General features: G+C 69.5%; 11 protein-coding genes and 2 pseudogenes. 12 read left to right on the top strand and 1 reads right to left on the bottom strand.

The genetic code is table 11. The features are described from left to right. The first annotated feature begins 182 nt into the window (after positions 1-182). From M2271_RS18045 to M2271_RS18100, 12 genes and pseudogenes are all read left to right on the top strand, one after another. Complete coding sequence (locus M2271_RS18045; protein WP_280888267.1) at positions 183-1418, top strand: ROK family transcriptional regulator; 1236 nt, start codon at positions 183-185, stop codon at positions 1416-1418. 188 nt (positions 1419-1606) lie between these two features. Beyond that, positions 1607-2630 (top strand): annotated as a pseudogene (locus M2271_RS18050) (AMP-binding protein); the annotation flags it as partial. Positions 2631-2855: 225 nt separating this feature from the next. Beyond that, positions 2856-3176 (top strand): hypothetical protein, encoded by a 321-nt coding sequence (locus M2271_RS18055; RefSeq protein WP_280888308.1) that lies wholly within the window; start codon positions 2856-2858, stop codon positions 3174-3176. Between the two features lie 11 nt (positions 3177-3187). Continuing rightward, positions 3188-3967, top strand: coding sequence for an enoyl-CoA hydratase/isomerase family protein (locus M2271_RS18060; protein ID WP_280888268.1), 780 nt, complete (start codon positions 3188-3190; stop codon positions 3965-3967). Beyond that, a complete protein-coding gene (locus M2271_RS18065) occupies positions 3964-4722 on the top strand; it encodes an SDR family NAD(P)-dependent oxidoreductase (RefSeq protein ID WP_280888269.1) in 759 nt (252 codons plus the stop codon). Before M2271_RS18060 ends, M2271_RS18065 begins: the two co-directional genes overlap by 4 nt. Positions 4723-5289: 567 nt before the next feature. Next, on the top strand, positions 5290-5979 hold the full coding sequence (locus M2271_RS18070) for a TetR/AcrR family transcriptional regulator (protein ID WP_280888270.1): 690 nt from the start codon (positions 5290-5292) through the stop codon (positions 5977-5979). A 540-nt stretch (positions 5980-6519) separates the two neighbouring features. Next, positions 6520-7269, top strand: a complete 750-nt coding sequence (locus M2271_RS18075) for an SDR family NAD(P)-dependent oxidoreductase (RefSeq protein ID WP_280888271.1) — start codon at positions 6520-6522, stop codon at positions 7267-7269. Positions 7270-7782: 513 nt separating this feature from the next. After that, positions 7783-8622, top strand: a complete 840-nt coding sequence (locus M2271_RS18080) for a helix-turn-helix transcriptional regulator (protein ID WP_280888272.1) — start codon at positions 7783-7785, stop codon at positions 8620-8622. Positions 8623-8902: 280 nt separating this feature from the next. Further along, complete coding sequence (locus M2271_RS18085) at positions 8903-9496, top strand: TetR/AcrR family transcriptional regulator (protein WP_280888273.1); 594 nt, start codon at positions 8903-8905, stop codon at positions 9494-9496. A gap of 98 nt (positions 9497-9594) precedes the next feature. Then, positions 9595-10329: an NAD(P)-binding domain-containing protein gene (locus M2271_RS18090; RefSeq protein ID WP_280888274.1), complete on the top strand. Its 735-nt coding sequence runs from the start codon at positions 9595-9597 to the stop codon at positions 10327-10329. A 274-nt stretch (positions 10330-10603) separates the two neighbouring features. After that, positions 10604-11302, top strand: coding sequence for a nitroreductase (locus tag M2271_RS18095; RefSeq protein ID WP_280888275.1), 699 nt, complete (start codon positions 10604-10606; stop codon positions 11300-11302). Positions 11303-11347: 45 nt separating this feature from the next. Further along, positions 11348-12493 carry a Gfo/Idh/MocA family oxidoreductase gene (locus tag M2271_RS18100; RefSeq protein WP_280888276.1) on the top strand — a complete coding sequence of 382 codons (1146 nt, stop codon included), beginning with the start codon at positions 11348-11350 and terminating at the stop codon, positions 12491-12493. A 62-nt stretch (positions 12494-12555) separates the two neighbouring features. On the opposite strand, the pseudogene M2271_RS18105 reads toward M2271_RS18100, so the two are convergent. After that, positions 12556-12647: pseudogene (locus M2271_RS18105) on the bottom strand (IS5/IS1182 family transposase); the annotation flags it as partial. Positions 12648-12752: the final 105 nt, after the last annotated feature.

Raw genomic sequence — 12752 nt, forward strand, 5'->3', positions numbered from 1 at the left:
TGAGAGCCGCGTTGCGCATCACCCTCGTTTAGTTCGAGTGAAGAGCACAAGAGGGCTAATTAATTTTCTTTCGGGCCTAATAGGGGTAGAAAGTTCGCCAACTTGTCGGACTGATCAGTATCTGTGCCAGGCGCAACCGCACGTATTGACGGTCATGAGGTGGTGGCGTTAAGTTCACCGCAATGCATAAAGATGACGGCTACACGGAGGAAGTGGCGGGGCCCGCGCCGGTGCCCCTCGCGCTGCGCCGCGTGCTGGGCCTCGTGGTGTCGGGGGCGGCGACGAACCGAGCGGAGATCGCCCGGCGCAGCGGCCTGGCCCGCTCGACCGTAGGGCAGCAGGTCGACCACCTGGTCGGCACAGGCATCCTGGAGGAGGTCGAGTCCAGACGGTCCGTCCGGGGCCGGCCGCCCCGCGTGCTGACGATCAGCCCGCACGCCGGGACCGTCGCCGCGGTGGACGTCGACACCTCGGAGTCACAGGTCGCCATCGCCGACCTGAGCCGGCGGGTCATCGCGCAGGAGACCGTGGGCGTCCGGATCGACGCCGGCCCGCAGGCGGTACTGGACGCGGTGACCGAACGGCTGCAGAGCCTGTTGGAGAAGCACCGCCGTGATCCCGGCCGCATGCGTGAGGTCGTCGTCGGTCTGCCCGGGCCGGTGGACTTCCAACAGGGGTGCGCGGTCCAGCCGACCGGTATGCCGGGCTGGGACGGCTACCTGGTGGCCGAACACCTCCGGGAACGCCTCCACGCTCCCGTCGTGGTGGACAACGACGTCAACCTGATGGCCATGGGGGAGGTCGCTCAGGCCCGGATGGAAACACCGCTGCTCTGCATAAAGATTTCGACCGGCATCGGCTCGGGTCTCATCGCGGCGAGCGGTGAGGTGTACCGCGGCGCGGACGGAGCGGCCGGCGACATCGGGCACATCAGGGCCGTCAGCGGCAGCAACGTCCTGTGCGCCTGCGGCAACATCGGCTGCGTCGGCGCCCTGGCCTCCCACCGGGCGATCCTGCGCGGCCTCGGCATCCCCGAGTCGACCGCCGACGACCCACTCCACGGCACCCGCGAACTCGCCCAGCGCATCGCCAACGCCGACCCGACCGCGCTGCACACCGTACGCCAGGCCGCCACCGAGATCGGCGAGGTCGTGGCCATGCTGGTCCATATGCTCAACCCGCGCACCGTGGTGCTGGCCGGCCCCCTGAGCCAACTCCGCGACGACCTCGTGTCCGCCGTACGGGCCGCCGTGTACCAGCGCGCCCTACCTCTGGCCACCCGCAAACTGACCATCACCGCGACCCAGCTCAAGGGCGCCTCTGGACTGCACGGCGGCATCGCCCTCGCCACGCAGAACGTGTTCAGTCCAGCGGGAATCGCGCGGCTGCTGGCCGACGAACCAGGGCCAGATCGATAGAACGCCTTGGAGTGCGGTGCCCGGAAGGTTCCAGTCCCGGGTTGAAGGACGGCGTGGGTCCACATCCACCACGGACCGAATCACCCCAGCCGCCTGGTGCTGCCCATCATCGACCGCAAGGACCAGTCGTGAGCGCCGCCGACCGGGTCACCGAACTGACCGCGACCTTCGCGGCTCCCTCCCTCAGCGTGGCCGAGCTGCTGTGCGACCGACACCCCGCCGACCGCGTCGCGTTCACCGTCGTCGGCAGCGACGGCAAGGCTTCGACGCTGTCGTACGGCGAACTCGCCGCAAACTCGCACCGGTACGCAAGGGCCCTGCAAGGGCTCGGGGTCGGCCCGGGCGACAGGGTGGCAACCCTGATGGGCAAGAGCGCCGACCTGGTCACCGTCATCCTGGCGGCTGGGCGCGGTCTACGTCCCACTGTTCACCGCGTTCGCACCCCAGGGCATCGCCCTGCGTCTGGAGGGCGCGGGTGCACATGTCGTGGTTGTGGACCCGGACCAGCGTCACAAGCTCGACCCCGGCCCGGACATGCAGGACGACCCCCAGCGCCGTGTAGTGGTCACCGGAACCGACACGTCGCGCGGCGACATCCTCCTTGCCGACCTCGTCGCGGCCGCGTCTCCGGAGCCGCTGCCCGCCATCATAACCAGTGGGGACGGACCCCTGGTGCACATGTTCACCTCCGGCACCACGGGCAAGCCCAAGGGCGTCATCCACCCCGTCTCCTACATCACGGGGTGGCAGATCTATCTGGAGTACGCCCTGGGCGTCACCCCGGATAGCAGCTACTGGTGTGCCGCCGACCCGGGCTGGGCCTACGGGCTGTACTCCGCCATCGTCGCCCCCATGGCCGCCGGCATCCCCAGCCTGCTGCTGACCGGCGGGTTCTCTGCCGAGACGACCTGGCGCACCCTCGTCGACCACCGGGTCACCGACTTCACCGCAGCACCCACCGTGTACCGGGGGCTGCGCTCCTCGTCCGTGCCGGTGCCTAAGGGCCTGCGCCTGGAGCGGGCGTCCAGCGCGGGCGAGCCCCTGACCCCCGAGGTCAACGAGTGGGCAAGCGCCACGCTCGGCCTGGCCGTGCACGACCACTTCGGCCAGACCGAGGTCGGCATGCCCCTGGCCAACCACCACCACCCCGAACTCGCCCGCCCGCTCAAGACCGGATCGATGGGCCGCCCGGTACCCGGCTGGAGCCTGACCGTCCTGGCCGACGACAAGGACGAACCCGCCGGACCGGACGTGCTCGGCCGGGTCGCGATCGACGTCGCTGGAAGCCCGCTGATGACCTTCCGCGACTACCAGATCCCCGGGCAGAGCGGCTCCAAGTTCACCCCCGACGGCCGCTATTACCTCACCGGCGACGCCGGACGCGTCGACGCCGACGGCGACTTCTTCTTCTCCTCCCGCGACGACGACGTCATCATCATGGCCGGGTACCGCATCGGGCCGTTCGAGATCGAGAGCGTGCTGGCCCAGCATCCAGCCGTCGTCGAGTGCAGCGTGATCGGCGCACCCGACGAGGTCCGCGGCGAGGTCATCGAGGCGTACGTCGTCCTGCGCGACGGCACCGAGGGCTCACCCGAACTGGCCTGGGAGCTCCAGCAGTTGGTCAAGACCCGCTACGCAGCCCACGCCTACCCGCGCCACATCCACTTCATCGACGCCCTGCCCAAGACACCGAGCGGCAAGACCCAGCGCTACCTGTTGCGCAAGCGCCGACGCACCGAACTCACCACCCCGGAGTGACCTTGACCGGCATGGAACCCCTGCTCGTGGAGCAACACGGCCCCGTCCGCCGGCTGTTGCTCAACCGCCCCGAGCGGCGCAACGCCCTGGACATCACCCTCATCGAGGCCCTGGACAAGCAGATCACCAGCGCCGAGGCCGATCCCGAGACTGCGGTCATCGCGGTGGCGGGCAACGGGCGGAGCTTCTGTGCCGGCGGTGACTTCCACCAGTTCCTCGAACTCCACGACCGGGGCGACAACCCGGTCGACTTCCTGGCCGACGTCTCGGCCTGCTTCACCCGTATCGCGGCCAGTCCCAAACCCTGGGTCGCTGTGCTGCACGGTCACGCCGTCGCCGGGGGCCTCGAACTCGCCCTGGCCTGCGATGTCGTCGTCGCCGCCGACACCACGCTCATCGGCGACGGCCACCTCCAGCGGCGCCTGGTACCGGCCGGCGGGTCGAGCGTCCGGCTGCCCCAGGCGGTCGGACGGGGCCTGTCCCGCTGGCTCCTCCTCACCGGCGAACTGCTCCCTGCCACCGCCTTCGAGAACACTGGCTGGATCCACGCGATCGTGCCCGAGGCCGACCTCGGCGCCACCGCCACCCGCGTCTGCCACCAGCTGGCCGACCGCCACAGCCCCGCCCAGCAACACCTCAAGACACTGCTGCACCGCATCGACGGCATCGACCCCGAACAGGCCCTGCGCGAGGAACTGGCCACCTTCGCCGACAACTGGTCCGCGAGCTCGGTGGCCGACGCCCTGCGGACCTTCCTCACTCCCCCCACCACGAAAGCAGACAGCAAGTGAATCGCTACCAGGGACGCGTCGTCGCCATCACCGGGGCCGCACAAGGTCTCGGCCTCGCCATGGCGACCCGATTCGCCGCCGAGGGCGCCGTGGTCGCGCTCGCCGACGTCAACGAACAGGCCCTCACCGACGCCACCGGAACCCTCACCGACGCCCACGACACGAAACACCGCACCGACGTGGTCGACGTGACCGACTCGGCCCAGGTCAACACCTGGATCAACGGCATCACCGCCGACCTCGGCCGCCTCGACGTCCTGGTCAACAACGCCGGCATCATCCGAGACAACCGCGTCGAGGACATCACCGACGACGACTGGCACGCCGTCATCGACGTCAGCCTCACCGGCGGCTTCCACTGCGCCCGCGCCGCCTTCGGCCCCATGAAACGCCAGGGCTACGGCCGTATCGTCAGCTTCTCCTCCATGTCCTGGCGCGGGAACTTCGGCCAGACCAACTACGTGGCCGCCAAGGCCGGCATCGTCGGCATGACCCGCACCCTCGCACTCGAAGGCGCCCGCCACGGCATCACCGCCAACGCCATCGCCCCCGGCCTCATCGAGACCCCCATGCTCGCCTCCATGAACGGCCCCGCCCGCGACAAACTCACCAACAAGATCCCCATGCGCCACACCGGCCGACCCGAGGACATCGCCGAAGCCGCCGCCTTCCTCGCCAGCGAGGCCGCCGGCTACATCACCGGCATCGTCCTCGACGTCGACGGCGGCATCTCCATCGGATCCTCGATCCGGTAACCGCGAACCCGGCGGACGAACAGGTGATCAGTGCAGCTGCATCGGCCTTCATCGTCCGGCCCAGCCCCGCTGACCGGGCTGGTGATCATGCGTCTCACTGATATCGAGCGATACTCCGGGTCATCACCGCGGTGGTGATGACATCGAGCCGGGCGGACCCCCGTAGCGGGAAACGTCCACGCCTGCTCCCGTGTGAGGTGATCGTCGAGAATGAGTAACGCCGCCGACCCGGTCAGTATTTGTGCAAGCCGTGATCGTCTCGTCATGGTCCTTGGACCGGGATGCAGGGTGTGTTCGTCACCGCGTCCGAGGTTGCCTGGCGCCTTGGTCGTACGAGAGCGTCTGGAGCCGGAGGCTCAAGAGAGCCAGGTCCTGTCGATGTCGAAGGTGATCCGCTGCTGCCGCGGACATCGCCTTCGAGTCAGTCAGGCACCCTTGTCTGAACGTCACTCATCGGAACACTCCACTCGGGTACGTTAGGCGGTACGTTAGTACCCATTTGGTCGGCCTTCCGGCCGGACGACCACCCGCCGCTTCCGGCGGAGACGCTGATGGGAGACTGCTGCGGTGACGGCCCAACCTGACCCACGTGACCGACGCCCGCGCCGCACGGCACGCAAGCGGGTCGTCGACACCCGTCGGCAGGAGGAACTGCTGCGCCAGGCCGAGACCATCATCCTGACCGAAGGCTTCACCGCGGTCACCATGGACGAACTCGCCCAACGCCTGGGGTGTTCCAAGGCGACGCTGTACAGCCTGGCCTCCACGAAGGAACAACTGGTACTGGCGGTCACCCGCGCCTTCTTCCGGGACGCGACCGCCGAGATCGAGCAGGCTGTCCAGGCCGAGCCCGACCCCAGGCAGCGCATCCGGGTCTACCTCACCGGCGTCGGCACCGCCATGCGCCGCCACTCCAACGCCTTCTACGACGACATGGTCGGCTACGAACCGACCGCACAGATCTACCGCACGAACTCTGCCGCCGCAGCGCACCGGGTCCACCAGATGATCGAGGAAGGCGTGCAGACCGGTGTTTTCCGCGCCCTCAACGGGCACTTCGCCGCCCAGGTCGTAGCGGTCACCATCGACGCCGTCCAGTCGGGGATTCTTCTGGAGAGCACCGGCCTGACCGCCGGCGACGCCTTCTCCGAGCTCGGCGACCTCCTGCTGGACGGGCTCAGTTCGGGGCAAGGCGCGTTCGAGTCTCCTTCCACAGCTGGGCGCTCGCCCAGGGACCAGGTCTCAGCGCCGAGGTAAAGCCCGGGGAAGGGGCGCACCTCGCGGATCCTCTCTGACCAGACGCCACCCCCATATCCCAAACTACGTGCGCTGTCGTTGCCTTCCGATCCGAGAGCAGATCTCGGACCCGTGTTCAACAGCAGGTGCTTGCGGACGAGACCCGACCGACTTGGCGCCGATGAGCATCGTTGGCACGTTGCGCTGTCACGTCGCGGACGGTCGTCAATGAGCCGCACCGACCGCCGGGCCTGCGGGGGACGCCGAGGTCGCCGGGCATTCCAGCACTGTTGGCGGATGTGCGCCTGTGAGGGGCTTAGTCCGGTGGCGGTTGGACGTTCTGTTCCCTGTGTCGGAGGGGGAAGCCGGTGCGGGCGCGTCCAGGGCTGGCCTTGGATGCCGCGAGGTCGAAGCGACACCGGACCCGCTGGTGAGATCACCCCACCAGGCAGAGACCGCCGATCCATGGATAAACCTTCCTCTCCCGCCCCTGCGCGGGCGCCCCTACGGTCGAAGTTGCGGGCGCTCACCGGCCCGCCGTACCGAAGGAGTAAGATCCTCATGAAGATGACCGGCAACACGATCCTGATCACCGGCGGAACCTCAGGCATCGGCCTCGGCCTGGCCCTGCGCCTGCACGAGGCCGGCAACAAGGTGATCGTCGCCGGCCGGCGCAAGGAACTCCTCGACGAGATCACCACCGAGCACCCGGGCATCGACGCGCTCGTCCTCGACGTCGCGGACCCAGACTCGATTGCCCGGGCCCGCGAGACCGTGGCGGCGAGCCACCCGGGGCTGAACGTCCTGGTCAACAACGCCGGCATCATGCTGCGGGAAAACCTTCTCGCCCCGGCCGACCTCCCGGTCGCCGAGGATCACGTCACGGTCAACCTGCTCGGCACGATCCGGATGACGTACGCCTTCCTGCCCCTGCTCGCGGGCAAGGACGACGCGGTCGTCATGAACGTCAGCTCCGCGCTGGCCTTCGTCCCGTACCCGAGCACCCCGACCTACAGCGCGACCAAGGCCGCGCTGCACTCCTTCTCCGAGAGCCTGCGCATCCAGCTCGCCGGTGCCGACGCCGGCGTCCAGGTGATCGAGGTGGTCCCGCCGGGCGTGCGCACGACCCTGCTGGGCCAGGAGGACAACGAGCACGCCATGCCGTTGGACGACTTCCTCACCCAGGCTCTCGACCTGCTGCGCGAGAAGCCCGACGCGAAGGAGATCGTCGTCGAGCCCGCCAGGTTCATCCGCGACGCGGTGGCCACCGGTACCTACGACGACGTCCTCGCCATGGTCGCCAGCAGCTGACCGACCTGTAGTGGCCTACGCGGAACAACCGCAAGCGGGCAGGTCCTGTTGGGCCACATCATGGGCGAACGCAACTGGAACGCCTCGGGGGAGGGCCTCAAGACGCGGAACGGTGAGGAAGCGTCTTCGGCGTCGCCACGCTCGTCGCACGGGAGGCGCCCCGGCTCCGTCCTGAGTGCCGTCGGGCAGGCGAGCGACTGGCCGACACGGTCCACATCGTCGTCTCGGCCAGGCCGGCCGACGAGGCCCGGGGCCGCTCCCAAAGCGTCGGCGCCGTCGACGGGGGACTGTCGCCGCCGGCCGCCTTCCATACCGGTGGCCCGCGGTGTGCCGCCGATGGCCGGCGAATTTCCCAGCGGGTCATGCAGGTCAAGGGCCCATCGGGTCTTCCTGCGGCGAGCGACCTCGGCATCGGCCTCGCTCATGGGCGGCTCCGCGCGGGTGGGAGAGGGCTGCTCAGCCATGGATTGGCAGTCTCTGGATAGCCGGCCTCGATACGGCGAGGATGGGGACATGGACAAGAAGGAACTGGCGGAATTCCTGCGCCACCGGCGTGAGACGCTGCGGCCCCGCGACGTCGGGCTGGTCGAGGGGCCGCGCAGGCGTACCCAAGGACTGCGCCGCGAGGAGGTCGCGCAGCTCGCCGGCATGTCCACCGACTACTACGCCCGGCTGGAACAGCAGCGTGCTCCCCAGCCTTCCGTCCAGATCACCACGGCTCTCGCCCGGGCGCTGCGGCTGTCCCTGGACGAGCGCGACCATCTCTTCGTCCTCATCGGCCACAACGCCCCGGCCCGCTTCCACCGCTCCGAACATGTCAGCCCGCCGCTGATGCGGGTCCTGGACCGTCTGGACGACTCCCCGGCCATGGTGCAGACCGATCTGTTCGACACCCTCGCGATGAACCCCTTGGCCGTGGCGCTGCTTGGCGACCAGACCCGCCACACCGGTCTGGCCCGCAGCGGCTACTACCGCTGGTTCATGGACCCGGCCGAGCGTCTGATGGTTCCCGAGGAGAGCCACGAACGCCACGGCCGCGCCCAGGCGGCTCGCTTGCGGGCCGCGCTGACAGCCGGCAGCGACATCCCCCGAGCCGCCCGGATCGTCGCCGAACTCCAGGAACACAGCCCCGAGTTCGTCCGCATGTGGGAACTGCAGGAGGTCGCGCAACGCTACGACGACTGCAAGACCATCGTTCATCCCGAACTCGGCCGCATCGACGTCGACGCCCAGGTTCTGTTCACCGAGAACCGCGCCCAGACCCTGGTGGTGCTGACCACTCGCCCCGGCACGGAGAGCCACAGCAAGCTCGAACTGCTCTCCGTCATAGGGCACCAGCAGCTCACCCCCTGACGTCATGGGCCGGGAGACGGGTCAGGGCTCGGCGCAGGAGGGGTCGAACAGGTTGGAGACCTGTGTCCCGGACCCGGTCGGGGGCGCTGGTGATACCACCCACTTCCGCACGGCTCTTGCTCTGCGCGCTGCGGCCGGACAGGTGGGCCCCCTGTGCTGTCCGGGCGCCGTGGCCGGGCCGCCGATTTGACCGGATGCCGCCTCCGTTTTACTCTCGAATGCATACGGAGGCAGCATCCGTTTTGATGTGGCCGCAGGATCAGGACAGGCAGGAGGGCGCATGAGCGCCGGTGAACTGCGGGGACGCAAGCCCCGCGCGGACGTCCAGCGCAACCGCGCTGCCCTCCTGGAGACCGCGCAGCGTCACTTCCTGCAGCACGGCGTCGGCACCTCCCTCGAGGCGGTGGCCAAGGAGGCGGGCGTCGGGCCCGGCACCCTGTACCGGCACTTCCCCACCCGGGAGGCGCTGCTGGCGGCCGTGCTGCAGACGCGCTCCGAGGAGCTGGTGGCCCGTCAGGCGGACATCGAGCAGCTCGACGACCCCGCCGAGGCGCTGGAGCAGTGGCTGCGGGCGATGGAGGACTACTTCAGCGCCTACAGCGGCCTTCCGGAACCACTCATGGCCGCGGCCAGGGCGCAGGAGCCGGACAGCCCGCTCACGATTCCCTGCGACATCCTCATCTCCGCCACCGATGAGTACGTGCGAGCCGCGCAGCTCGCGGGGCGCGTGCGCGCGTCGGTGCGCGGGCACGACCTGTTCCTCGCGGCCTGTTCCGTTGCCTGGATCAAGGGCACCGGCACCGAGGGGGAGCCGCTCGACCGGCTGCGCACGCTCATCGCGAGCGGCTACCGCGAGCGGGGCACCCAGGCGTAAACGTCAGGCCCCCGCCCCGACCCCGCAACACCAGGTGGTACCACCACCCGGCCTTCACATTGCCCTCAGGGGCAGTGCAACCAACTAAAGGACAAATCATGAAAATTACTGTTATAGGCGCTGGCGCCATCGGCGGGAACCTCGCTGCCAAGCTCAGCACGGCCGGTCACGACGTCCAGGTGGCCGACGCCCGCGGCCCCGAGGCCGTCCGGGCGGAGGTGCTGGAATCCGGGGCCCGTGCGACGGACCTCGCCGACGCCGTCCAGGGCCGGGACGTCATCGTCCTGGCCATCCCCTTCGGGGTGGCGGGGGAGCTGGCCGGCCTGTTCGCCTCGGTCCCCGCCGAGACGGTCGTCATCGACACCTCGAACTACTATCCGTTCCTGAGCGGGCAGATCGAGGCCGTGGACAACGGCGAGGTCGAGAGCGTGTGGAACGCGAAGCAGCTGGGGCGCCCCGTGGTCAAGGCGTGGAACGCCGCCCTGGCCGAAACCCAGCGGACCCGGGGCGTTCCGGCCGGAACGCCCGGCCGCCTCGCCATTCCGGTCGCCGGCGACTTTGAGGAGGCGCGGCGGGTGGCGATGCAGCTTGTGGACGACACCGGCTTCGACCCCTACGACGCCGGCACGCTGGCCGACTCCTGGCGCCAGCAGCCGAACAGCCCCGCCTACTGCACCGAGTTGACCCTCGACGAGCTGCCGGCGGCCCTGGCCGCGGCCGACCGCGCCAAGGACGCCGCCATCCGCGACAGCCTCCCGGAGCGCCTCGCCGCCCGCCCGGCCACGGCCACCCTGGACGACATCGTCGAGATGAACCGCGCCGCCCACCGCTGAGTCACCCGACAGGGCTCTCGTGCACGCAACGGCACGAGGGCGGCAGCGCCGGCCCGCCACGAACACACACGACGAACACGAAGAGCGCACAGCCCCGCGCTGCGGCCTGCAGTCCCGGCACGCCGCTGCCTGCGAGCATCCGCAAGCACGCCGGTGCCCGCAAGGGTGCGTCCGCACCCGGCCCTTACGCCGGCTGCCTCCTTGCGTGGCCTGCCGTACTGCGCCGCGCCGCGGTGGCCGAAGCGGGGACTGCGCGCCACGGAGAGGAACCGCCTTGCCCGGCACCACATCAGCCTTCACCGACATCGCACGCTCCCGACGCTCCCCCCGACGGTTCCTGCCCACCGCCCTGTCCCCTTCCGACATCCGCGGCGTGCTGGAAGACGCACAGACGGCCCCCTCGAACAGCAACACCCAGCCGTGGACCGTGCACGTCGTCTCGGGTTCGGCACGGGACGCCCTGGCCAAAGAGCTGCTCCAGGCAGAGGAGGAGGGACGGACCTCCCCCGATTTCACCGACGGCTACGGCGAGGAGGGCATCTACCTCGAGCGGTCGAAAGCCCTGGGCGCGAGTGTCTACCGGGCCCGGGGCGTCGAGCGCTCGGACCGGCACGGCAGGAGGGCGGCGGTCCGCGAGAACCTGGAGTTCTACGGCGCCCCCCATGCCGCCTTCCTGTTCATGCCGGCACTCGGAGACGGGGTGCGGACGGCCGGCGACATCGGCATGTACGCGCAGAACTTCCTGCTCTCACTGTCGGCCCGGGGGCTGGCCGGCATCCCGCAGACCGTACTCGGCGTCTACGCCGACACCGTCCGCGAGTTCCTGGGCGTCCCCGCGGAGCTCAAGCTGCTGTTCGGCATCTCCTTCGGCATGGCTGACCCGGCCGCACCGGTGAACACGCTCCGCACGGAGCGGGTTCCGCTGCAGCAGAGCGTGGTCCTGCACGACACCCCCAGCATCCTCGACGCGTAAGAGCCCGCTGCGCTCGTCACCGGCAGGAAGAGAAGACCCACCACCATGTCATTCACCGTCTCAGCCGCCGAACCACTCCAATCTCCCGTGGGCGTCGGCATCATCGGGCTGAGCGCGCGCGGCGGCTGGGCCGCCCGCGCCCATGTGCCCGCCCTGGAAGCGCTGAAGGGAAAGTTCGAACTGCGCGCGCTGAGCGCCAGCAGCGCCGAGTCCGCCAGGGCTGCCGGGCAGAAGTACGGCATCCCACTGGCCTTCGGCAGCGCCGAGGAACTGGTGCGTCGCGACGAAGTGGACTTGGTGGTGGTGACCGTGAAGGTCCCCCACCACCGGAGGCTCGTCGAGGCGGCACTGCACGCGGGCAAGAACGTCCTGTGCGAGTGGCCCCTGGCCAACGGCCTTGCAGAAGCGGAGGAGTTGGCGGGGCTCGCCGCCCGTGCGGGCGTCCGCGGCTTCGTGGGCCTCCAGGCCCGCGCCAGCTCCGCCCTGCGGTATACGCGCGACTTGGTCGCCGAGGGCTACGTCGGCGAGGTGCTGTCCACCAGCATGATCGCCTCCGGCGGTGCCTGGGGACCCACGTTCCCCTCCGGCAGCGAGTACCTGCTCGACCGGGACAACGGGGCCACCATGCTCACCATCCCCTTCGGACACACCATCGACGCGCTGTCGACGGTCCTTGGTGAGTTCACCGAGATCACCGCCACCACGGCGGTCCGCCGCCCCCGCGTCACCAACGCCGAGACCGGCGAGAGCACGACCATGACGACGGCCGACCAGGTCGCGGTCACGGGAGTCCTGGAGACCGGGGCCGTCGCCTCCGTCCACTACCGCGGAGGCTCCTCCCGCGGGACGAACTTCCACTGGGAGATCAACGGAACCGACGGCGATCTCATCGTCACCGCGCCCAGCGGGCACCTGCAGCTGGCACCCGTCACCCTGCACGGCGCCCGCGGCAACGACGCCCGACTCACCGCACTCGCCGTCCCTGACACCTACGAGTGGGTCCCCTCCCTTGCAGGCCGCTCCGACGAACCCGGCTACGCCCTGGCCCACGCGTACGCCGACCTCCACGACGACCTGACCGAGGGGACCCGCACCGCACCCGACTTCGGGCACGCCGTACGCCGCCACCGCCTCCTCGATAGCATCGAACGCGCCGCAACCACCGGCGAACGCATCCGACTCGCCCCCTGACGCGGGCCGTTCAGAAGAAGGCGGAAGGGATCTGCCGACGTGACCGGACGATGTCAGGGCTGGATCCGGAATCTGTGGTGGGCCGCCAACTTCGATATCCCGGAACAGGGCGGCAGGGTCCGCCAGGCACATACGCGGACCAGACGTAGATGATCGTCCCGGCATGGTCGGGTAGCCGGAGACCATCGCTGATCCCCGGCCCCCTCAGAGGTGAAGTAGGCCGCCGACGAGGTACCCGTGGCTCGGGTCCTATTCCGAC

This window comes from Streptomyces sp. LBL (assembly GCF_029893585.1).
GTDB lineage: Bacteria > Actinomycetota > Actinomycetes > Streptomycetales > Streptomycetaceae > Streptomyces.